We start from the raw sequence: 21601 nt of genomic DNA, 5'->3' as shown, positions 1-21601 counted from the left end.
GATTCATGATAAGTAGATGTCAGATAGATTAACAAAAGAGCAAAGACATAAGAATATGTCTGCTATACATGGCAAGAATACAAAGCCGGAATTACTGGTCCGTAAGTTCTTGTTCAGCAGGGGCTTCCGCTACCGGCTGAACCATCCTCGTTTGCCAGGGCATCCTGATCTTGTATTACGGAAATACAGAACTGTAATATTTGTAAATGGATGTTTCTGGCATGGTCATGACGGATGCAAGTATTTTGTACTACCAAAAACAAACTCAGAGTTTTGGAAGGACAAAATCCAGAAAAATAAGGAACGTGATATTAAAGAGCAAAAAGAGCTGGCCTCTATGGGATGGCATTGTATTACAGTATGGGAATGCCAACTGAAACCAGCACTTCGTGAACAGACTTTTAAATCACTGGAGTATACGCTTAATCATATTTATCTTGAAGATCGTATAATAAAATCATACGCTATATTGGAGGAAGAAAAACAATTGGTAGCAGAGTCTAAAATAGACAGTTATCACTTATAAAAATTGAAAATTAAATAGACCCGAATTATGATAAAGAATTAAAAACACATGAAAGAGGATATTCTATCTACAGAAGAATATTTATCACAATTGGATGAAAGTAATGTGATTTTATTCTTCAAAGAACATATAGAGAATTTATGTCATACTGTATTTAAGTTGATACATCAGCTCAGATCTTATTGGAAGTATAATCAAAAGACTGTCTCAGAAAGTGACTGTATAGCGCAATGTATGCTGCAAATGGGATTGTTGAGAACTAAATCAATCTTAAATTTATTAAAAGGACAAAGTTTATTGGAAAATAGTAATTTACTTATTCAAGATATACCATCCATATTATCTGTCCTAAGAAGCTATTATGAATTATGCTTTACATTTCATAACATATTTATAACGCAACAAAGTGATGCTGAAAGAGAAATAGTTTTATCAATATGGGAAATTCGAGGTTTTCAGAACAGACAGGGACTTAATAATGTTCCAGAAGAGTATAAGGAGAAAGAAGCAAAGGAAAAAAATGAAATAGAAAATTTGAAAAATAAAGTGTCTGTACTTTTACTACAATTAAAAGTACCTGATAATGTAATTAAGGATTGTAAGAAGATTTTAGATTACAAAGGTACATCGTTAAAAGGATATTATTTTGTTAAGTCAAATGGTGAAATTACGGGCATAAAAGGCATTCATGTGGATAACGGAATCAATCAGATTATATGTGATGATGATGCTAAAAATCTATATAGGATTACATCATCTCATATACATTCATCATTTCTGAGTGTGTTGCAATTTGGTCAAATGTTCAATGATAATATAAATAGCTATGTTAAAACAATAATAAAATCTACATATATTCTTTTAGCAACCATCTTGTATGATTTCTGCTGTTATTCAAATGATGCACATATCATACTTAACCAGATAGATAAGGACGCATTTGAAATACTATCATACATCCTTAAAGAAAATAAACATGATTATATAAACTGCATTAGAAAATAAAATGGATAAACACGAAATTATAACACGACTAAATGAAATAACATCATACTTTTCATTTGGAAGAATTTTGGGATACATCTCTTTCTTTGAAACCGTGGGAATAGAAAGTCAATTAAAACATGGACAAGAGTCAAATCGTGATAGACTTCTTTCAACAGAGATAGACTTTTTATGTGGCCTTTGGTTGCAGAATGTTAATCTTGCGAAGAATTGGGATATTATTAAGGATGAGGAAATTCGTAAAGAAGTATATGGCTTAATGGATGATCTTCATAACCTATATAGAGATTCTCAGGATTTTGGTGATTTGTTTGTTGAAAATTACTTTTATGAAGGTGACCTTGCTTATAATTGGCAATATATAAAATTTGCAAAAGAAAAATACAATGAACAAATATTATCATTCAAATTGAGAGAAGAGTATGAGTTTGATACAACTGTAATTGAATCAACGTTCAATAAAATCATAACAACTCTAGAGAATCAAATAAGGAAACGAATTAATGAAAAACGGCGTAAGAATGAATATGTTTGTCCTTTAAATCTATTTACTATAAAACCGAACAAAATAAGAAAAATCTTCTCTCCAGAAGAGCAGAATATCTTAAAAAGAATGTCATACAAATTAGGAGATAAACTTCCGGATAAAATTTGTGATATAACAGACTACAATTATTTTAAACAATATCCAATAATTAAATTACCTGATGATAGAGGATTGTTCATTGTAAATACGAACTCTTTGGCTGCTGCAATTAATGAAACGCCATATTACTGGCTTTCAGAAGATAAGTCTTTTCATAAGAAATTAGCAGATTTAAGAGGAAGGACAGCGGAAGATATTGTATATAAGATCATTAAGAGAAGATTCCACATAAGTTCATACAATCACATCCTTATTAAAAGAAGTAAATCTTCAGATCCTATTACTGACATTGATGCTATGTTATGTAATAATGAAATGGGAATTGTTTTCCAGGTTAAGAGTAAAAGATTGACTGAATTATCAAAGCGAGGGTGCGTAACCTCAATCAAAGAAGATTATCAAAAGGCCGTTACAGAGGCATTCAATCAAGGCCTAAAATGTATAGAATGTCTTAATCATGCATCTGAATATTATTCATTAAGAAAAGCTGATATGACATTTGCCGAAAATCTCAAACTGCTTAATGTATGTATAACTCTAGATTCTTTTCCCGGCATGTCTTCATTGAATTATCTAAATCAGCCAAAGGACAGCAAGGTTCCGGTTATTGCTATGTCTGTTTATGAACTTGATATTATATTTTATCTATTTCAATCAGATTCTATTATGGATTATTTTAAATTCAGATCAAAATGCGCTCAGTATGGTATTTATGGGCTTAATGAGATTTACTATATAGGTGCTTACATAAGCGATTACCTTGGTGAAGGGATTAAACTTCAGGGAAATAAGATTTGTAGAGAATATGCTTTGTATGTAGACTATTTAGTAAAAAAAGCTAAGCACGGTAGCTATTGTAACAAAGATATTGATTGTGATATTCACAGTCTTGTAAATCAATACCCAATAAACTCTCCTATAACATGTAAGTAATGTAACGGAGCAAGCTATTACAGTTTGCTCCGCTTAATATTTACAATCCGATTTTCAGCTTCATAAAAGTGGAATTTCAAATGACCTGATTACACATTGCGCTTCCTTATCCATAATAAACCAGTATTCAGAGCAGTACGGTTTCCCGTCAGAATCAGTGGCTTCATATTCAACCTTCACTTTCCAACCGCTGAACGGCTTGCATTCCTGACTAATTTCATCACCTGTAGATTTCAGTTCACCGGAAAGCATCAGAGAACGGAGTACCGTCATGGCATCCATCTGACATTTCATCTGCCCTGACATCCCGTGACATTCTGAATCTGGATTATCAAAATCCGTATTCTCCATAAACCTGCGGCTGATTTTCATCATGGCCATAGAAAGAGCCATCTTCTCCTTCATTGTAACATACTCACGGCCAAATACAGAATCCGGTTTGCTGATACCGACAATCTTTACGGATTCCGGATTGTCCACCAAAGCCATCAGTGCCTTTCTGGCCATATCCTGTGCCTTATTCTCGCTGTTGTCGGAACAGCCGGTTCCCATTCCGAGCAGAACTGCCACTGCAGGCAGTATCAGTAGTTTCTTTCCCTGTTTCATATCTTTACGATTTGAAGTTTGTCCGGAGCAAGACCGAGGCGTTTGCGGTAAATGGAACCGTCCTCCCGGTACATCTCCAGTTCGGATGAAGTAATGTTCTTCTCACAAAGTTCCTTCGCCTCTTCCAGTGTCAGCTGATGGCCTCCTATATTCCTCCATATGGCGAATGAACACGGTGCTTCCTGATTGCTGTAGTTGGAACAGTTGAAAGCCCTTGTCCCCACACGTACCTCGCCGCTGCAGTGCGGACACCTGCCGATAACGGACTGCATATTGACTGCACCGTCATCAGCAAGTTCCAGCACTGTCGGGAAAGTCTTGCCATCCTTGGTGGAGAATCCGTCCAAAAGAATTCGGCGTTTCTCCAGAAATTCGGCAATCTCCCCGTCATTCATTTTCCGGTTGCCGATGATGGCATTGATGTTGAGCACACAAGAAGGATGCTCACCTGTGTTGTTTTCGCAGCGATACCCCTTACAGGTCTTCACCACGTTGCCGCCGCAGAACGGACAGCATCCTATAATCTTCTTTTCTGAATCCATATTCCTGATAAATTACAATGTTTGAATTAATTGAATGAGAACCCCCGGTTCCAGTCCGCAACGATTCCTCCTATGATGTTCTTGCCGGACATCACGCTTGCCCATCCTTCCGGGTCAAGAGAGAACCAGAGGTCGTTCCATGAGAGTGTGCGTACCTGCCATGCCAGGATAAAGAGGTCGGTATTGACAGCCTCCAGTCTGGTCAGTACCTCGTTTGCAATGTAGTACCGCTCGGAAGAACTGAGCAGGTTTACCTTGTGCTTCTCCTTGCTTCCGTCAGAACCGTCTGTGTCATAGCTTCCGGAAGTCACCAGCTGCTTCATGAACGGATAAAGCGCAGCCATCTGGGTTGCGGCATCAGCCAGCTCGTCCGAGACGATTGCAGCAATGGCCGTTCCCTTCAGGTTACTGCCGACCGATTTGAGCAGCAGGCTGCAGTTCTGAGGTATCTCCGTGGCCACCAGTTCCCCGGCACGCTTAATCTGATAGAGATTCTGCATGGCACCCTGTGCATTGGAAAGATATTCCAGCATCTTGTCCTCCACACTGTGTACCCTGTCGAGTGCAACCGTTACGGCAGTCTCGGCAGCAATGATTTTCTCGTGTGCCTTTTGGCGTTTGTCATAGATATTCTTCAGAGTGGAAGTCTGTGCAAAGACAGCACCCGTCAGAGTCGGGTCTGTCTGTTGTGCAAAAGTGTCCGTACCTTTCAGCATAAAAACCGCCAAAGCAGTCACTACCGTTATTCTTAACTTGATTCTGTTCATATCATTCAGATTTTACGTCCTTTATTCCTTTGTTCGCTCAGATTCTGTTCACGTTCCTCTTTGTGTGGTGAAATCACCGGCTCCATCGGCCTGTTCAGCAGGCAGTCGTTCCAGTCCTTGAAAACCTTCGGAGGAAGCCACTGTCCCATGCGGTACCGGATATTCAGCTGCCTGGCAACCTGAGCCAGTAGGGGACGCTCCATGTCAGGCTCGAATACCTTTCCTTTCGCTTCAATCCGGATACCGCCGTCAGTCCTGCTTATCTTCATCTGAATACCTTCCTGCAGAGCCATCATGCGCAGTCCGTATATCCTCCCGGCCAGGTCGTTGTCAAAACAGTCGAAGGCACGTGCATTAGGAAAGCGTTCCATGACTCCGGTTATCTGCCTGTCAGAGAATGTACCGCCCAGTGAAACCAGAGCCGCACTGTCCCCAATCTGTATCCGGTTCATCTGGTAGAAGGCCATGGCATCAAATGCAGATTCACAGAAGAACACGCTTCTTACATTGTCCGGACTGATACCCGAAGGAACAGCCACCCATGCCGAGGATGACGAATCCGTACCGGCAGCCTTCGACTTGTAACCGCCATGTCCTCTGATTTCATACCCCCTGACTTCATTTCCCTTTCCGTCAGTATATGGGAATCCGATATTGTAGCCTTCAAACTTTCCGTTGTTCCTGTCCCTTATAAGGGAAATAAAGGGTGAAAGAGCCGTTACGGTCGCTTTGGACAGTCCGCGCCGGGAAAACAGTCCCGGTATTTTACCTGTATCAACCGGCTTCACCTCATATCTGGAAACGTCAAACACACCGCATGATTTTCCTGCCGATTTAACATACTCCCTGTCCTCCCTGTATTCCGGTTCCGGCATGTTGGCAAAGCGTGCCATGACCTTGGCTATCTTCTGCCATTCATCCTTTCCCGAAACGGTAAAGGAAGACAGATTCTCACGTATGAGTGTCACCACATCGCCCTTGGAACCGTCACGGCGGAAGAAGGTCTGTGCCGCCTTGTCGTTCGGATGGCTGACAATCAGCGTATCCCTTTTGTTACCGCCTTCACCGAGTACTAGCTCGATGTAACGTCCGATACCGGCTTTCCTGTCCAGACGGTATCCCAGAGCATATGCAATGTCATCAATCCCCACACGGGATTTCATTTCCCTGAAATTAACCTTGTAGTCACTCATGCTTTCCGATTTAAGATGTTATACAGATTTCATATACCAAGTCCTGTACCGGCATTTCGGTTCCTACTCATCATAGTAATCTCCGGTTCGTATGTCTTCCGTGCCGTCATGTTCAGGAAAGCCTCCTTGTCCTTCCAGTCCGTAAGCTGGAAGAATGTTTTGGCCGTTTCCTTGGAAACCTTCTTCAGCCCCAGCTCCACACCATCGTATGACGCACGGATGGCATAGTCTCCGGAACGGGTCTTGACAATGGCCGCATTCTTGAAAGATTTCTCTTCGTCAGCACTCATTGAAGTCAGCGGGTCATTCTTTGCCAGATAAGGCTGTTCGCCGAGAGCCAGACGCTGTTTATCCACATGGTCAAGAATCAGGTCGGAAGCTTTGTTCACGTCAGCCATGACTGATACGATAAACTTCGGTTCCTGTTTCAGTACACCAATCCATGAGTCCAGATAGGCAGCCGAGTTGTCCGTTATCCTGGAATCAAAGCCCATGGAATGGCTGATCATGGCAGCCGTAAGTTCCGCCACCAGCTCCTCCTTGGCATATTTCGGGTCACCGAACCTGCCGCCCATCTCCCTGTTCAGACGCTCCGGTGTCATGGTGGAGTGAGTCATTTCATGGAGCATAGTAGAATAATACTCCATTCCACCACGGTAGGTTTCTTCCGGAGAATCACCGATATTGAACTGCGCCTTCATGGGCAGCACTACAATATCCTTTGAGGGAGAATAATAGGCACCGTTCTCACGCTTATCGGCACGTATCGGACATAGCCACTGCTGCGTCTCTACCATACGGTCGAGTGCGGCATGGGTGTACATACCTTCCGTATCCCGAAGTTCCGGAACCTTGAACCTGTCCATGAGCTTCTGCATCCTCTCCGGCTGTACTTCTGCCAGATTGGTCTGAGCCACATTGTACACCGGGAATGACTTGATGAAAGGAATGACATCCATATCCTTCTTCTCTTCCTTGCTCATTGCACGGTATTCCTCCGTGCTTATCCTCTTGCCGTGACTGTCCTTTATCATCATATCCCAGTACACTACCGGGAAGGCCTTTTCACCCCTCAGGACATGAGCCTTCAGGTTATGTGCCTGCTTGAAGGTCAGATATACCGGAAGCTGGTAGTTCATGGCTGCGGTATGCATCTGAAGAAAGAAGGAATTTGAACCGGAATAGTTGCGGCCACCCACATTCTGCGGCAGTCCGGCATAACCTGATGCGCCGCCAATCCATCCCTGTTTCCATCCGGTATCCTTCATCTGCTGCATACGCTCAATCATCATTGCAGCGAAGCGGTCTATGGCCGCCTGTCCGCTGTTTCCCTGAGAGTCAGTTCCAAATGCCATAGCTGTCGTCATCCATTACCTGACGGTCCATCTGCTCGATGTCCGTCTGTTCCACATAGAACTCAGCCGATTCATCCGAAGGGTCTGTACCGTGTGAACGGCACCATTCCAGATAATCATCTGCATTCTCACTGTCCATAACAAAGCGGAGGAAACCGATTTTGCCCTCCTGCAGAAGCTCCACAAGCTCCTCATGATTCTTTTTAGCTGACATATAACTTGTATTTTAGTTTTCTGATTATGTTACATTTTCATAGAAGCCGTTTTCTCCACCTTTGCGGTATTGGCGGCAAGCATACCGGTTATCTCCGTATTCAGATATTTGGCTGCAATCTGTTCCCTTGTGGCCGTCTTGGTCTTGAAAAGCGAATAGCCGTCATCGAAGGAGATTTCATGCCGGGAAGTCTGTCCTTTCTCTCCGAGGTCAACCGATACCTTCCACTTGTTGTCATTCCTGTCCTTGGCTACACGTACACCCTTGGGGTCAACACCTTCAGGAAGCTGATACTTCTCGTATGCGGATTTCAGATGCAGACGTTCCCCGAAGTTCTTTTCAATAAGCTGGTTTGGAGTGGCCACCCTGTCAAAGTAGGCATTCAGGTCCTGGCGTGAAGCCACGGCTGACATGTTCGTATCTCCAACCTGAACATAGAACTTGTATTTCCCAAAGTCAGGACGCTGCTCGTCCTTCTCCTTATAGACATTAAACTTGTTTACGGTTATAGAACCGTCTGGTCCTGCAATCTCCATTGGCATACGGAAGGCTTCCTCAGATACCTTCGGCATCAGCTTTGTCGGATAGTAGCGTTCCATCAGCTGCGGCACCGTCATTTCCTTGTTCTGATAGGCCGCAAGGTCGGCTGCTTCCATCTTCTGGGGTTTGAGCTGCTGTCCGTCAATCTTTGCGGTAAAGTACCAGTCGGCAGGATTGGTGGCACTCTGGTAGGCATGACCATGAGTAACCTTTTGACCGTTGGCCGTCACCATCTGCGGCTCACGGGGCTTGCGTTCCTGGGCTGTCTCCGTTTTCTGTTCGTCCTTCTTTTCGGTCTTTACCTCATTATCCGTCCCGGTCTCAGCTTTGGCCTTCGACTTCTTTTCCCTTGCAGGTTTTACATCGACAGTGTTCTCCACTGTTCTGTCAGGAACTTCCTGCGCACCCTGTTCCTTTTTCTTCTTTCCCATATCTGTATTGTTTTGAATGGTTCTGTCATTATTTTCAGCCTTGTCCTGTCTGGCCTTCTTCTTCAAAGGATTGTCCAAGGCATCACAGATTGCAACCCTTATTCCAGAACGTATTAGTCTGGGCAGATAAATGTCCAGTGCTGATTGAGGGAATGATGCAACCTTTACCGGTTTCTTGTAATCAGGCAGAATCCTATCTGCAATTTCGATGGCAAGCACTGCGGCAGCCTTTACGGCATCCTGCTTATAGAGTTCATAGAAACTGTTCCATCTGAACAGTAGCATGGCATCCGGATGCTTCTTCTTCAGTTCGTTGAACTGCCGGATGATACCGTTATCATTATCTGAATCTGTCTTTGGGGCCATAAGAATCAGTATTAGAGTTTAAGGCTGTTTGCTTTTGTTTCCTTCCAGGATGGAGAGAGTGAAATGGCACGCTCAACGGACTGTTTGTCCACCACCTTCTGATACTCCCAACGGTTCTTGTCAGTCATGACAAGACCAAGATATTCAGGATGAATCTCGTCATAGCGGAGCTTCTGCTGTCTTTCCCATTCCTTCATGTCACCCTTGATAAGCTTGAATCCCTGTTGCTCCTTCAGGTCAATGCCGACTGAAACCTTCTCGCCGCCCACATTCAGTTCAACAGGTTTTCCCTCCCGTACCTGCTGCTTCTGCTGCATACCCAGTTCAATGTCGTTTACCTTCTCCATGTCCTTCAGACGCTGCTCCAGCTTGATGTCAGTGACACGCTTGTGAATGACGGATTTCGTTTCGGGATCAAGCTGCAGATACTGCTGAGTCTTTTCACCGTTCACATTGATCGCCTTCTGAATTACCTCACCTCTGGCCAGGCGTTCAGCCTCCTGCTGAGTGAGATTGAGAACCTTGTTGCGTTCCCGGTCCAGTTCGGCACGTACCGGATAGGCAATAAGAGCCGGAGCACCGTTTTTGTCTGTAGTCATCTGTAGCTTCATCGGCATGGTGATGATGCTGCCGTTCCTGGCGTTGATGGATACCTGCATGATGGGAGTCACTTCACCTGCCATCAGCTTCTCCTTCACTTCCATGGGTAAACTATCCGCCTTTTCACGGTCGATACCCAGTATTGCCAGTTTTTCGTATGGCAACAAACCGGACTGATTTCTGTTGTGCATTTCCATATTACTGTAATTAAGCTGTTATATTTGCGGTTCTAATCGCCTGAATGCCACAAATGTATTCACGGCAATCTCCTGAAAAAGAAATGCACAACACTATTCTGATTTCACTGCTGTTAATGCTGCTGCCGGTAAGCGTATCGGCACAGTTCTATACGATAACCAGAGATTCGGAAATTCTGCCAACAGAAAGACAAAAAGAGGCTTATAACCATGCTGGAAAGGATGTTACAGAAGGCAAAAAGAATAAGATGATGGTAAAGGATACCCTGATTGTCGGACCGGACAATAAGAAAAAATTGGAAAATATTAGCCGGAATAGTGACAAGAAAGCATCCCTAAAAACAGAACTGCAAAAGAAAACAGATGATATTACTAAATCAGAAAATCATTTTCCTGAACTTACCATCCCCAACCTTTATAAAGAAATCATAAGAAACGGAATCCTATATCCTAAAATCGTATTGGCTCAGGCTATACTGGAAACCGGATGGTTCCATTCTTCAGTATGCCGGAACAAACACAATCTTTTCGGACTTACCAATCCACGTACAGGGAAATACTATGAATTCAATCATTGGACGGAAAGTGTCCAGGCTTATTATACTAAAGTGCAATACAAGTATAAAGGGGGTAACTATCTGCTTTGGCTTGAAGAAATTGGGTATGCAGAAAATCCTATGTATAAAAAAGCCATATATTGTATACTAAAAAGCCTTTGAAATAAGTCAAAAGAATTTGCTGTTCTGATCGATATAAATAACTTTGTAAAAGGAATACAAATTTGATTATTATGAGTTTAGATATAGAGCAATTTCAAAAAAAAATAAATGAAGCTTCTCCATTAGAGGTACCATTCCTTTTAATGCAGTTAGAACAATATGACTGTGAATCTGCGCAGGATATGCTTGAACGAATCAATAAGGATTTTCAAAAAGAAGACATGATTAACAATGTGGTTACTCCTGTAATGACATCAATTGTTGACTCTTTATTAATGCTACCGATTTTTAAAGGATTTACACGTAAACTAGGTTTGAACGCAAACCGTGTGATGTTGGAATGTCGTACTTTTAATTATGACGGACAAGCAATATATCTATTGCCAGATACTTTTGTTGAAAATTACAACCAGGAAAATATCAACAAAAAATGGGGTATTAATAATCGCCCTAACTATAATCGAACGATATACGAAAATCCTAGCGAAATGGGGCGCTACAAGAAGAAAAGAGTTGAAGATGCTGGAACTGTTAAAAATTTAACGGATGAATATACAGGTGAAAAAAATATTACTGCTAAAAAGAATAACCCTGATTTGAGGAGGAATGATCCCAATAATTTGTATAATGCAGAAACTGACCATATTGTACCATTAAAGCAGATTTTTGATCAACTCCAAAATAATGCCGGTCTCAGTGATGGTGATATAAAACGAATTGCAAATTCAGAGGATAATTTGGCTATTACAGGACGAAGAATCAATAATCCTAAAAGAGACATGTCCAACAGCAAATTTATTGAGCAACAAGAAATACTAAAATCCCAAGGAAAAGATTATATTGAATTAACACCAGAGCAGAAGGCTAATATGATTAGAATGGAACAGGAAGCAAAACAGGCCTTGGAAAATGGTATAAATAAAACAGTTATTAAGAATCTATTGGGGCAGGGACAAGCTGATAGAGATAAACGGAAGGAATCATACCAGCAGAAAGAAAAAGAATTAGGGCGTAAATTAACTAAAGATGAGAGAGAAACATTAGACAAGGAACTGGCACATGGGAAAGCTTATGAAATTCATAAGGAGAACTTAGCAAATGCAGGTAATCAAACTATGATGTACGCAATGGGATCTGCTATTCTTTTTATGATAAAACCTCTTTATTTTGAAATGAAAGATTCCATACTAAATGGTTTTATAGAAGGCGTAAATGCTTACACCTATAAAGATGCATTCTCTATTCGGTTTGGTCGAGTTAAAGAGTATGTATGGAACCAGATTTCAGATCTCGGTAATGCATTCTCTTCCATAATGGATAATTTGAAGAATCTTATTTCTGCTATTCTTGAAGGAATTTTAGGAATGTTTGTTGGTATTTTCAAACATGCTTTTAGAATAATTAAGGAGGGAATTAAGATTATGATGCAATCTTACAGCGTACTATTTGGAGAAAATGCCAATAAATCTACACCGGCAGAAAAAGGTGATGCTATACTTAAAATTTTTGGAGCCAGCGCAGCAGCATTTTGTGGTATTTGGATTGATTCTATGCTCGAAAAATTACCTGTCATACCCGAAAGTTTACGAGGATCTATATCAACGTTGCTTTCTGGGTTAGCTTCGATGCTGGTATTTTATCTTTTAGATAAAGCTGATGTTTTTAATGTAAAAGCAGAAAAAAGAAATACAAGAATAAAAGAATTATTTGATGAAAGAATTAATGATATTCAGCAAGCCACAAATAACATGAATGAAATCGTTATTGAAAAAATGAGACAATACAGTCTTGAATCACGTCAGATTTTAAACAGATTTTCAGAAGCAATTGAAAACTCAGATTATTCAACAGCAAGCAAAGAAACTTTAGCCTTAGCAAGATTTTTAAAGATAGACTTGGGTTACAATAATTTTTATGAGTTTAACGAGCAAAGAAAAAAAGGAACTATAAATTGGGATATGTAATGAAAACAATAGATTCAGAAATTAGAAACATTATTAAATATACCGTATCGTCATCATATGCTTCAACGATTATCTTAAATAATGATAATGTAAAACTAATAATGAAGTATGGTAATAATGTGAATGACCTTAAGAAGGATAAGGATTTTCTTTCAAAGTCTATTCAAACGCAAAATTGGATTCTAGCTTCTATGTATCCGGGGGCTCGCTATATTAATTGTGTCCCCAATATACCTAATGCAATTTTAGATGTAGTATGGGATATTATTTCTGATTTTATTTTCCCTGGAAAGAAACTTGCGAAGATAAGAAAAAACATAACAGAATATATCAAAACAGCTAAAAAAGAATATATAAATTATGTTGAGAGCCATGAAAAGTATATCTGTGATGTCCAGGCACAAATAGATATAATAAATAAACGTAAACCTATTATGAAAGACTATATACTTCAGAAAGTGGTAAACAAACTATGTGAACTTGGTATAGATAGTCAGCTTGGTGATTACCCTATGGAGTTTATAGATTATAGAATATTCAAAATGAATGAGGAATTCAGTTATATAAATAAAGAATTCCAATTAATACAGAATGACCAATATGCACAAATATTGGAATATATTCCTATGATACCAGTATTCCCTTATATATTAACGCCAATTCTTGTGAAAAAGAAAATAAAACAATTAGAAGAAAAATTTTCTCAAATACAAAAACAATCAAGATTAGTATTTGAAAAGATGAATAGTGACAATCAAAAAATTAAAAATCTTTCAATAGCTTTAAATAATATTGCTAATATATACACAGATATTAATTCAAAGTTTATTCCAACTATTGAAAACATCCTAAACATAATTTCTGTAAAATATTATAACAATATTAAAGAAATACCTGATGACCTTTTATACTTATTACGAACTACTACTAAATTTCTTAAAGAATTGGCAGAACGTAGAATAATACCAAAAGGTAATTCAAGTGACATAGTAGATTCTGTTATAGAAGCAAGTAATGATATTTCTGTAACATATGAAAATTTAAGAAATGAATTTTATAAAGCTGCATAAATGATTGTTTCAATTCATTGATATAAATAATAGATGTACAGGGTAAAAAGCATAGAAACCATATTTAGCTATGCTTCCCTGCACAAATCCTCTTGTTCCATTATATACATAAAGAATCATGCAGGCCATTACAGCACCAATAACCCCATAGTGTATCACCAAAGCAAATGTGCAAAAAAATTGCATATCTCTGCTATATGTGAAAGAGTGACCATATCCATTAAAAAGATAAGAGGCAACAATTATCAGAATCCCTCTCCACTCATAATCCACTCCAAGCCATGAAGCGAGTCCGGCCATGCCAAGTGTCCAAAGAAATCCCAGTACCAGACTACGTTGCAGAAGATTTTCAAGAACCATGAGTGTGGCCAGGCCCAAAGCCAGTGTAAACATCACATTATATGTCCCGTCAGCACCATTCAGCAGATACCAGGGTATTTCACTGATTACGGCAAAGCCCAGCAGAGTAAAGAAATACCTGTACCTGCTTCTTGTATGGATAAATCCTTCTGCTATCAGGAAGGCAAACACAGGAAAAGCGATGCGCCCGATACAGCGCATCGTTTCGTATAATACGGTACCGTGCTCCAACAGATAGAGAGCAATATGGTCTATCACCATGGAAATCATGGCAATGACTTTCAGGGCACTGCCGCTAAGTCCGAATGCCGGTTTTAAGGTCATATTCATAAATTAAATATTTAACTGATACCGAGAAGTTCCTTTACCATATCCTCCACTTCCTGGTTCACACGCTTGAAGTTACGGTTGAGCAGGATTTCCTTCTCTTTGTCGTTCTTGAACTCATAGATTTTGGGTAGAGCCACATAGTGTTTTTCCTCGTCCTTAATCTTTTTCATATCAAAGTGTGTCTTGCAGAAATACTTGGTAGTCTTGAACTCTTCCGACTGCTCGATGTCAAAATGGTCAAGCATACTGTCATCAGTAGCCGTAAAGTCACGTGCAGCCTGCCCGGCCAGCCAGCCGGTAGCCATATCCGCAATCTTGGCTGCGGGAACCAGAAAGTCCATCTTCTCAGATATTGTGGTTGATACCTTGTGGTCATTGATGGAAATGGAGCGTGAAGTCTGCTTTGCCTTTCCGAATACATCATTCTGTGCCCACTCCAGCGTCTCCTTGTTACGTGCCGCACCCATGAAGATATTACCGCAGGTGGTGATAATCTTCTGCATACCGACCTTACCGTAGTCAGCTTCCAGCTGTGGAAGCTCCTGGAAACCTAAAGTTACGGCAACCTTGTTGGAACGAGCCGTACCGATAAGACGGTCTATCTTGTGAAAGTACAGTGTCGGAAGCTCGTCCACGATGATGCTCACCGGTATATTGCCCTTTGAGTTTACCCTTGTAATCAGTCGGTTCAGTACCAGGGCATTGAGCGAGCCGATAACCTGTTCCTTTTCCGGGTCATTGGCAATTACAAGATAACTCGGATTTACCCTGTCAGAAATCTTCAGGTCGAAATCATCCCCGGTGAATACCCAGTATGCTTCCGGAGATACAAGGCGTGCAGCATTCACACGTAGCGTACCGACCATACCTTCCAGCTGGTCATTCGCCTTGTTTTCGTAAGCACTCTTGAACGGAGCCATCAGTGAAGCAATCCTGTCATCCTGCATCAGGATATTGAATACCTGGTCGTATGGTCTTCCAAGAAATGAAAGCACATGCGGCATATCCGAGAACTCTCCGGTTACGGTATCCGGTTCCACCTCATTGCCATGCTCATCCTCATACCAGCACCTTTGAATCAGAATCTTCCTGCTGGTCCTGTCCTTATAGCTGTATCCGTTCAGGTCAACAAACATACGGTCCTCGTCAGTCGATACGTCATTGCCGTTCTCATCCACGAAATCAAGCACCACATTGCCGTCCTTGTCGATGGCATTGAAGTCATCCCAGTTGCGTATGACAATCTCCAGCTTCTTTCCCTCCAGTGATATGAAGCGTCTAAGCTTCTTCCCGTTCCTGAACCCGACCGGATGGAAGTTCACAAAGAAATATATGATGGCAGCCAGGAAGTTTTCCGCAGAGTTGGTAAAGAAAGCTTCCGAACCGCCCTTCTTCTCTCCACCTCCCTTGTTGAGTGAGGCCAAAAGAGTAGCCGCCGTTTCAGAAGCGGCAGCCAGATCCGGGATATATTTCCGCTGAATCGGATTGATACGGTTGGAGTATTCCACATCGGTAAAATTTACTATACGGAATCCGCAGTTCTGAGGCAGTTTACCGACTTTCCTGTTCTTGCAGTACTGATAGAAAAGCGTCTGTGCAAGTGTCGGAAACTTGAAGTCATATACCATCATGGCAAAGCCCTTTGCAGAGTGCTGCCTGATGAACGGGTCAATGATACCGAAAGACTTACCCGAACCCGGCGTACCCAGTACAATCGTACCACGGAACGGATTGATGATATTGATCCATCCTTTGTGCATCTTCTTTTTCCAGTAGTATATCATCGGAATGTTCACTGAGTAATCATTGCTGACCAGCGTTTCCGACTGCTGGAACGATTCGTTCTCAAAGTTGAAACGGTCCTCACCAACCTTATAGTTGTAATACTTGGCTATGCCGTCCAGTCCCTGATGCACCAGCATGGTACCCACCACCGAACATACCGCATACAGAAGACGGTTGGCAGGAAATCCCATCCAGTTGAATCCAAAACTCATGCCATGGAATACAAAACAAAGTCCTACAAGTGTCAGACCGGCCAGTACCGGATAGATGACCATTGTCCTTACATTGAACTTCAGGGACTTTTCAGCCTTTGTGCCGATACAGACAATACAGATGCATATCAGTTCGGTCACCTTGCATCCCGATACGGAATTGAATACCCTGAACCGTGCCAGCAGGTCGAGTACGAACTGAGTAACCCTGTTGTCTGCCGTAACAGGCAGGTTCATGATGATTTCAATAATCAGAAAGATATAGATGCAGCTCCTGAAGTAGTTGTACATCTGCTGCTGTTCCCTTGTCTCCTCAAATGCCATACGCCGTAAGATTTATATTGTCAGAAAGGAATCTTTATACCCAGCAGCAGACCGTTGCGAAAGGTATCCCCATGCAGGAAGTTCACATTGTTCTTCTGGATTATTGAAAACTCCAGTCCGCTGCGGAACACATAGCTGTATTCAAATCCGGCCTCCAGCCCGAAGAAGAACTTCTTCTGTACTGCACCAAACTGAGACCCCAGACGAAGGCGCATCATGCCGTTCTTGTACCGTGCCAGACGGTGCTTGTAAACCATACCTCCATCCCAGAAATATCCTTTCCAGAAATTGTGACATACCGGCTTCTGCCAGTGATTCCCGACCTCACCATATACTTCGACCGCATTTCCGTATGAAAGCGGATACTCATAACCCAAAGTGGCATTCAGCGTACTTGGAAAAAGGAATCCGGCATTGACGGAAACCTTTCCGGTCTGTGCCGATGCACCGATGGATGCAACCGAGCAAAACAGAATGAACAGAATCTTCTTCATGGCCTATCTTTTTATGGAATGATCAATATAATAGTAGGGGTAATAGTCGGCATCGTCCAGAATATCCGAGTCGAAACCGTCCGCATTGAGAATGTCCTCATACTCGATGGTGAGTACCACCACACGTCCGCTAATCTGGTTCTCGGAAATCTCCAGACGAAGCACCTTCTCTTCAGGGAAAGTCAGTTTCGGAATCACAAGCACGTTCCTGTAGTCCTTCCTGAACTTACTGGTGTTGTTCATGGAAAATACAGGAGTAAGCTCTATGGTCTGTGAGTTGGTTGCCTTTGTTTCCTTTTTGTCAGTAAGTTTTACCCTTATCTCCTCAATGTCGTATGCAATCCTGGTCCTGTTCTTCAGCGTATAGTCCAGAAAGAAATAGTCACCGATGGAATAGATATTGTTGATGTATGCCCTGATTCCGTTTTTGTCTGATACAATCTGGTTGAACTTTCTCCTGCTTCCATAGACAGCCCAGGCATATCGTGCAATCTCGGCCATCGGCATGGAAACCTCCGGATTGATATAGGACTGTGTCTCATTGTAGGATACATTGTAGATGGTAGAAGCATATTTGGGTGATTCGGTATATAGGATGTCATACTGGGCGATATGACGCTCACCGATAATGGTGAGTGTACCCAGCAGTTCATTTTCGCTGTAACCTTCAGACGATATGGAATCATTCTCCAGATAAGGCTTGATGCGGACTATATTGTCTGTACACTGGTTGCCTATAATTTTAGTAGTGGAAATATCCACCATTTTAATGTTCTCCGGCATTACAATGTGCGTGGTCACTTCCCGGTTGATGTATATCTTCTCGTTGGCCGACAGATGTACGGCTATGCCTGTGATAAGGCATATTATCAGAATAATTCTGGTTTTCATATTGGAATATTAAAATGTTACTATAATTTTCTTTGCTGTATTCAGATATATCAGCGTGCATCTTCCGAGTTTATCAGATAAACGATGGTATTGTACTTGATTTTTGCCTTGTTCTTTCTGATATTGGAAGATATGGCAGAAGTTGCAGAGTTATACATGTTCTGCAGTGACTGAAGTGCAATAGCTTCCGTGGAAATCCCAGTACCGTAACCGTCACTGGATTCAAAACTGATATTCTGTTGTACCGTATTGGAACCTGCATCCTTCATAAAATCTCTGAAAGCCGATTCAGGAACATAGAAGCCTTCCATACCGTCATTGTCAAAAACCGAAAGCTTAACCTTTATGAATCTGTCGCCGACAAGAATACTGGTTATGGAAGCCCTGACACGCTGCTGTCCGAAACCGGTTACCGTTCCATAGAGGTAAGTTCCCTTCTTTAGCCTTGTGCCGCTTACCGTCACATCATCCAGAAGCTTGAACCGCAGACGTGTACCTTCATGCGCCTTTGTAGTCTGGTCAATCATGGCACGTATCAGCTTGTTCTCGGCAAATTCATCCGGAGCAGTAACCGTATTGAACCTGTCGGCATTGGTGTCATCAGACTTGATTACCAGACTCGGACGGTTGCGTTCCCTTTCCTCCTGACGCACTTTAGCTATGGAATCAGCCTTGTGCTTTCTTTCCGCTTCTTCTGCTTCCGGGTTTTTGATACCCAGTCCGCTTTCAATGGCTTTCTGCCGTTCATAGCTCCTTCGCTGAATCTCTTCAAGGTCACGTGCAAACTCGTCCTGTGAGGAATATCCCATACCTCCGTAACCTGTTTCACTGTTTCCCGAAGGACCGTTTCCGTAAGCATATGCATTGATATGCTTTCTTGATTCGGCAAGGGAACGCTCCAGTTCTTCAAGTTCCCTCTGCTGCCGCTGTCTTTCAGCTTCAGCAGCATCCAGACGGTTCAATTCCTCCTCGCTGTACCCGTGTTCCAGTTCCTCCTTCTTCTGTTCTTCTTCTCCGATACCGCTGACAGCTGTGAAGGCATCCTCGTCACCGAAACGTCTGGACATCTCATACATCTTGTCTCCGGCTTCCTCTGCATTGGCCTGGGGAAGTTCCATGTTGATACGGTCTGTAGCTACCGTTCCGGCAGTCTCCTCACCGCCGGAGAAGGTCTGCATCACAAAGTATACCAGTGCGCACAGCGGAACGAATATGACCAGCGGAAAGATATACTTGGGCTGTTTGAAATTAATCTTAATCATGGGTTATCATTGTTTTTAATGGATTTGACTATATTTTCCAGCTGCCGGTATTTGAGGATGATCCGCAAGGAATCCTCACGGCTCTTTACAGGTATGGCAATCATGGAGTCCAGTTCATGATGCAGTAACTGTCCCTTTACCGTCATGTCCGTCAATGCACTGCGGTGAATGTCCTTGTTTGCCTGGATGGTACGGAATCCCTGAAACACCGGTTCCATATTGGTAATCGAACTGACATCCGGTTCACTCTGTTTCCCGTTGCCGGAATCTATGGCAAAAGTACTGACAAGTAGCAGAAGCAGCGTTCCCGCTACACCTGCGAATGTCGTTTTCGGATGTTTAGCCGCCCATCTGTTGGCCAGTCTGATTCTTGCGGCCAGACGGTATCTTGTTCCGATGACACCCAGTTTGGGCTGCAACCACGACCTGACAAGCAGATGTGTTTTCAGACGGCTTTCCTGTATCTTTTTTCTGAATGATTTCATAATATCCGTATATCAATAGTCCAAATCCCTGTTTTCAAGAGTCCTCCAGCCGGTAATGAGCAGACCGTGGGGATTGTTCCTTGTTCTCGGTACGGACTCGATGTAACCTGTTGTCACCATCGAGCGTCTGATATCCCTGGTCCTGCGCTTGATAAGCTGCGTACCGTAATAGGTAAACTTCCGTTCATGTTCGTCAAACTGAATGGAGTCACACATGATGGTACAGACAGCCGAAGAGGAAATGATGTCCGAGTAGAAACCGTTCTCGTCCATGGCCTGTTTCTGTTTCAGCGCAGTCCCGTCAGCCATATACATTGCTTTCCCTACCGTCCATTTGATATAGTCGTTGTCGGGCGGCAGATTGAAGAAATACTGGTGGAATAACTGTATGTGCGCCTTGGCCTCCATGGTGAAGTTGGCTTCCAGCCGTGCACGCTCGGCAAGAAACGGAATGTCTCCGTCAAGTACATAAATCTGCTGCCTTTCCTCATTGACAAGGGAAATGCAGCACCAGACCGTAAAGGCACAGATGACGGTGCAGCCTCCGATTACCGCAAATACCGTCATCATGGCCAGTCTGGTTTTCTGTGCAAGTGATTCGATAAGCATATAATGAAAGATTTTAAGTTATTTGACCAATGACCTGACAGCTGAACCCGTTCCTTTCATGGCAGAACCTGCCATACTTCCGGCCATACCACCTGCAGCCGAAGTGATGCCCATTGCAGCCGAACCGGCAACGGAACCCGTACCCGAACTTACACCTCCCGGAATCAGCCATGAAGCCACTTCAGGAACGAAGCGTATGATATAGGCACCCACGAGCATACCCATGGCATACATACAGTTGGAGCCTATTCCCTGCAGTCCCAGTGCGCCAATCTGTTCCCAGGAGTTTACCGAGCCATGAAGCAGATGGTCGTATGCCACCAGATCCTGCTGCAGGTTATAAAGAAGGATGAAGTCTATATAATAGATACACATGTAGGTCACGAATCCCCATAATGAGAGGGAAAGGAACTTGGACATCCATTGACTCCAGGCCGAGTTCCATGGCGGTGCCAGCGAGAGGGCAAACATGATCGGACAGAATATCATCATGATGGCCATGAAAATCCTCTGTGCCACGAGCATCCCGTAATACGACATCTGGAAAATCAGTTCCCCGACAAAGCGTATTACATCGTTTATCCATTCACTGACCTTCGTCTCAGCCGCCACGGCAGCCCTCTGGGCGTAGTTGTTGATGGTCGAGCCTAGATTCTCCACATTATATATCAGCTTGTCCCACCAGGCAGCATCCTGACCGATTTCGGCCACCTGCTTTGCCGTGGCTATGGAGTCCTGTACGGTTCTCAGCCTGTCGAGATATTCACTCTGTTTCTGTGCCACCTTCAGCTCGAAGGCCGCCACTTCCTTGTTCTTTGCCTTGGCCATAGCCCATGTAGCGGACTCCAGACTCTTTCCCGGAATCTGCAAAGCCGAGCATATCCATGAAGAGGATGAAATACACAGGGAAATGCCGATGATGCGCAACAGCTTCATGACATCCATACCACGCCTTCCGAGCATCATCATCCAGCATTCGTATGAACCGACACACAGGGCCAGGCACAGACCGAGAGCCTTTGCCATTGAAACGGCATCACCAAGAACAGCCACATTGGGAAATGTCTCCATGGCCGTCAGCAGCTTTTCCAGACTTTCGTCAATGGCCGGAAGTCCTATTGTCAGCGGAATAAACAATAAATCCATATCTTAAAATGTTATTTGTTTTTACTTGT

General features: G+C 42.7%; 22 protein-coding genes. 6 read left to right on the top strand and 16 right to left on the bottom strand.

Annotated elements, in window-relative coordinates; translation table 11 throughout:
* Window positions 1–16: 16 nt before the first annotated feature.
* The 3 genes from AAHJ11_RS13610 to AAHJ11_RS13600 are packed head-to-tail and all read left to right on the top strand — an operon-like array spanning window position 17 to window position 3110.
* Window positions 17–526, top strand: a complete 510-nt coding sequence (locus AAHJ11_RS13610) for a very short patch repair endonuclease (protein ID WP_007835204.1) — start codon at window positions 17–19, stop codon at window positions 524–526.
* A gap of 48 nt (window positions 527–574) precedes the next feature.
* Window positions 575–1531 carry a DUF5677 domain-containing protein gene (locus AAHJ11_RS13605; RefSeq protein WP_007835205.1) on the top strand — a complete coding sequence of 319 codons (957 nt, stop codon included), beginning with the start codon at window positions 575–577 and terminating at the stop codon, window positions 1529–1531.
* A 1-nt stretch (window position 1532) separates the two neighbouring features.
* Complete coding sequence (locus tag AAHJ11_RS13600; protein ID WP_007835207.1) at window positions 1533–3110, top strand: hypothetical protein; 1578 nt, start codon at window positions 1533–1535, stop codon at window positions 3108–3110.
* Window positions 3111–3170: 60 nt separating this feature from the next.
* Here AAHJ11_RS13600 and AAHJ11_RS13595 read toward each other — a convergent pair whose 3' ends face one another.
* The 8 genes from AAHJ11_RS13595 to AAHJ11_RS13560 are packed head-to-tail and all read right to left on the bottom strand — an operon-like array spanning window position 3171 to window position 9921.
* Window positions 3171–3716 carry a hypothetical protein gene (locus tag AAHJ11_RS13595; RefSeq protein ID WP_007835209.1) on the bottom strand — a complete coding sequence of 182 codons (546 nt, stop codon included), beginning with the start codon at window positions 3714–3716 and terminating at the stop codon, window positions 3171–3173.
* Complete coding sequence (locus AAHJ11_RS13590) at window positions 3713–4258, bottom strand: topoisomerase C-terminal repeat-containing protein (RefSeq protein WP_007835216.1); 546 nt, start codon at window positions 4256–4258, stop codon at window positions 3713–3715. The genes AAHJ11_RS13595 and AAHJ11_RS13590 overlap by 4 nt, the downstream gene beginning before the upstream one ends.
* A gap of 26 nt (window positions 4259–4284) precedes the next feature.
* Complete coding sequence (locus AAHJ11_RS13585; RefSeq protein ID WP_007835219.1) at window positions 4285–5025, bottom strand: hypothetical protein; 741 nt, start codon at window positions 5023–5025, stop codon at window positions 4285–4287.
* A 5-nt stretch (window positions 5026–5030) separates the two neighbouring features.
* Window positions 5031–6218: a toprim domain-containing protein gene (locus tag AAHJ11_RS13580; protein ID WP_007835220.1), complete on the bottom strand. Its 1188-nt coding sequence runs from the start codon at window positions 6216–6218 to the stop codon at window positions 5031–5033.
* Between the two features lie 29 nt (window positions 6219–6247).
* A complete protein-coding gene (locus AAHJ11_RS13575) occupies window positions 6248–7573 on the bottom strand; it encodes an ArdC family protein (RefSeq protein ID WP_007835222.1) in 1326 nt (441 codons plus the stop codon).
* Complete coding sequence (locus AAHJ11_RS13570; RefSeq protein WP_007835224.1) at window positions 7557–7787, bottom strand: hypothetical protein; 231 nt, start codon at window positions 7785–7787, stop codon at window positions 7557–7559. The genes AAHJ11_RS13575 and AAHJ11_RS13570 overlap by 17 nt, the downstream gene beginning before the upstream one ends.
* A gap of 29 nt (window positions 7788–7816) precedes the next feature.
* Window positions 7817–9124: a DNA mismatch repair protein MutS gene (locus AAHJ11_RS13565; RefSeq protein WP_413579624.1), complete on the bottom strand. Its 1308-nt coding sequence runs from the start codon at window positions 9122–9124 to the stop codon at window positions 7817–7819.
* A gap of 11 nt (window positions 9125–9135) precedes the next feature.
* Window positions 9136–9921, bottom strand: coding sequence for a DUF4099 domain-containing protein (locus tag AAHJ11_RS13560; RefSeq protein ID WP_007835228.1), 786 nt, complete (start codon window positions 9919–9921; stop codon window positions 9136–9138).
* A gap of 83 nt (window positions 9922–10004) precedes the next feature.
* Between AAHJ11_RS13560 and AAHJ11_RS13555 the strand changes: the two genes are divergently transcribed.
* From AAHJ11_RS13555 to AAHJ11_RS13545, 3 genes are all read left to right on the top strand, one after another.
* Window positions 10005–10640, top strand: a complete 636-nt coding sequence (locus AAHJ11_RS13555) for a glucosaminidase domain-containing protein (RefSeq protein ID WP_032936195.1) — start codon at window positions 10005–10007, stop codon at window positions 10638–10640.
* A 71-nt stretch (window positions 10641–10711) separates the two neighbouring features.
* Window positions 10712–12604, top strand: a complete 1893-nt coding sequence (locus AAHJ11_RS13550; RefSeq protein ID WP_007835232.1) for a hypothetical protein — start codon at window positions 10712–10714, stop codon at window positions 12602–12604.
* Complete coding sequence (locus AAHJ11_RS13545) at window positions 12604–13674, top strand: hypothetical protein (RefSeq protein WP_007835233.1); 1071 nt, start codon at window positions 12604–12606, stop codon at window positions 13672–13674. Before AAHJ11_RS13550 ends, AAHJ11_RS13545 begins: the two co-directional genes overlap by 1 nt.
* A gap of 9 nt (window positions 13675–13683) precedes the next feature.
* Here AAHJ11_RS13545 and AAHJ11_RS13540 read toward each other — a convergent pair whose 3' ends face one another.
* The 8 genes from AAHJ11_RS13540 to AAHJ11_RS13505 are packed head-to-tail and all read right to left on the bottom strand — an operon-like array spanning window position 13684 to window position 21572.
* Complete coding sequence (locus AAHJ11_RS13540; protein ID WP_007835235.1) at window positions 13684–14364, bottom strand: TraX family protein; 681 nt, start codon at window positions 14362–14364, stop codon at window positions 13684–13686.
* A gap of 11 nt (window positions 14365–14375) precedes the next feature.
* Window positions 14376–16685: a type IV secretory system conjugative DNA transfer family protein gene (locus AAHJ11_RS13535; protein WP_007835237.1), complete on the bottom strand. Its 2310-nt coding sequence runs from the start codon at window positions 16683–16685 to the stop codon at window positions 14376–14378.
* A 20-nt stretch (window positions 16686–16705) separates the two neighbouring features.
* Entirely contained in the window at window positions 16706–17179 is a 474-nt protein-coding gene (locus AAHJ11_RS13530) for a hypothetical protein (protein ID WP_007835239.1), read from the bottom strand.
* A 3-nt stretch (window positions 17180–17182) separates the two neighbouring features.
* Window positions 17183–18070, bottom strand: a complete 888-nt coding sequence (traN, locus tag AAHJ11_RS13525) for a conjugative transposon protein TraN (protein WP_007835248.1) — start codon at window positions 18068–18070, stop codon at window positions 17183–17185.
* A 50-nt stretch (window positions 18071–18120) separates the two neighbouring features.
* Complete coding sequence (gene traM / locus AAHJ11_RS13520) at window positions 18121–19332, bottom strand: conjugative transposon protein TraM (RefSeq protein WP_007835250.1); 1212 nt, start codon at window positions 19330–19332, stop codon at window positions 18121–18123.
* Complete coding sequence (locus AAHJ11_RS13515) at window positions 19329–19817, bottom strand: hypothetical protein (protein ID WP_007835260.1); 489 nt, start codon at window positions 19815–19817, stop codon at window positions 19329–19331. Before AAHJ11_RS13515 ends, traM begins: the two co-directional genes overlap by 4 nt.
* Before the next feature lie 12 nt (window positions 19818–19829).
* On the bottom strand, window positions 19830–20426 hold the full coding sequence (traK, locus tag AAHJ11_RS13510) for a conjugative transposon protein TraK (RefSeq protein WP_005649285.1): 597 nt from the start codon (window positions 20424–20426) through the stop codon (window positions 19830–19832).
* An 18-nt stretch (window positions 20427–20444) separates the two neighbouring features.
* Window positions 20445–21572 (bottom strand): membrane protein, encoded by a 1128-nt coding sequence (locus AAHJ11_RS13505; protein WP_007835262.1) that lies wholly within the window; start codon window positions 21570–21572, stop codon window positions 20445–20447.
* Window positions 21573–21601 lie beyond the last annotated feature (29 nt).

Origin of the sequence: Bacteroides sp. 90-K9/2 (assembly GCF_047310725.1) — a bacterium.
In the GTDB taxonomy this organism is placed as follows: Bacteria; Bacteroidota; Bacteroidia; order Bacteroidales; family Bacteroidaceae; genus Bacteroides; species Bacteroides vicugnae.
Note: the sequence above shows the minus strand (reverse complement) of the source record. Positions and strands in the feature narration are given on the sequence as shown.

Bases quoted from the DNA above. Each gene is read 5' to 3' on its own strand.
- AAHJ11_RS13610 (WP_007835204.1), top strand. From the start codon at position 17: ATGTCAGATAGATTAACAAAAGAGCAAAGACATAAGAATATGTCTGCT.
- AAHJ11_RS13605 (WP_007835205.1), top strand. From the start codon at position 575: ATGAAAGAGGATATTCTATCTACAGAAGAATATTTATCACAATTGGAT.
- AAHJ11_RS13600 (WP_007835207.1), top strand. From the start codon at position 1,533: ATGGATAAACACGAAATTATAACACGACTAAATGAAATAACATCATAC.
- AAHJ11_RS13595 (WP_007835209.1), bottom strand. From the start codon at position 3,716: ATGAAACAGGGAAAGAAACTACTGATACTGCCTGCAGTGGCAGTTCTG.
- AAHJ11_RS13590 (WP_007835216.1), bottom strand. From the start codon at position 4,258: ATGGATTCAGAAAAGAAGATTATAGGATGCTGTCCGTTCTGCGGCGGC.
- AAHJ11_RS13585 (WP_007835219.1), bottom strand. From the start codon at position 5,025: ATGAACAGAATCAAGTTAAGAATAACGGTAGTGACTGCTTTGGCGGTT.
- AAHJ11_RS13580 (WP_007835220.1), bottom strand. From the start codon at position 6,218: ATGAGTGACTACAAGGTTAATTTCAGGGAAATGAAATCCCGTGTGGGG.
- AAHJ11_RS13575 (WP_007835222.1), bottom strand. From the start codon at position 7,573: ATGGCATTTGGAACTGACTCTCAGGGAAACAGCGGACAGGCGGCCATA.
- AAHJ11_RS13570 (WP_007835224.1), bottom strand. From the start codon at position 7,787: ATGTCAGCTAAAAAGAATCATGAGGAGCTTGTGGAGCTTCTGCAGGAG.
- AAHJ11_RS13565 (WP_413579624.1), bottom strand. From the start codon at position 9,124: ATGGCCCCAAAGACAGATTCAGATAATGATAACGGTATCATCCGGCAG.
- AAHJ11_RS13560 (WP_007835228.1), bottom strand. From the start codon at position 9,921: ATGGAAATGCACAACAGAAATCAGTCCGGTTTGTTGCCATACGAAAAA.
- AAHJ11_RS13555 (WP_032936195.1), top strand. From the start codon at position 10,005: ATGCACAACACTATTCTGATTTCACTGCTGTTAATGCTGCTGCCGGTA.
- AAHJ11_RS13550 (WP_007835232.1), top strand. From the start codon at position 10,712: ATGAGTTTAGATATAGAGCAATTTCAAAAAAAAATAAATGAAGCTTCT.
- AAHJ11_RS13545 (WP_007835233.1), top strand. From the start codon at position 12,604: ATGAAAACAATAGATTCAGAAATTAGAAACATTATTAAATATACCGTA.
- AAHJ11_RS13540 (WP_007835235.1), bottom strand. From the start codon at position 14,364: ATGAATATGACCTTAAAACCGGCATTCGGACTTAGCGGCAGTGCCCTG.
- AAHJ11_RS13535 (WP_007835237.1), bottom strand. From the start codon at position 16,685: ATGGCATTTGAGGAGACAAGGGAACAGCAGCAGATGTACAACTACTTC.
- AAHJ11_RS13530 (WP_007835239.1), bottom strand. From the start codon at position 17,179: ATGAAGAAGATTCTGTTCATTCTGTTTTGCTCGGTTGCATCCATCGGT.
- traN (WP_007835248.1), bottom strand. From the start codon at position 18,070: ATGAAAACCAGAATTATTCTGATAATATGCCTTATCACAGGCATAGCC.
- traM (WP_007835250.1), bottom strand. From the start codon at position 19,332: ATGATTAAGATTAATTTCAAACAGCCCAAGTATATCTTTCCGCTGGTC.
- AAHJ11_RS13515 (WP_007835260.1), bottom strand. From the start codon at position 19,817: ATGAAATCATTCAGAAAAAAGATACAGGAAAGCCGTCTGAAAACACAT.
- traK (WP_005649285.1), bottom strand. From the start codon at position 20,426: ATGCTTATCGAATCACTTGCACAGAAAACCAGACTGGCCATGATGACG.
- AAHJ11_RS13505 (WP_007835262.1), bottom strand. From the start codon at position 21,572: ATGGATTTATTGTTTATTCCGCTGACAATAGGACTTCCGGCCATTGAC.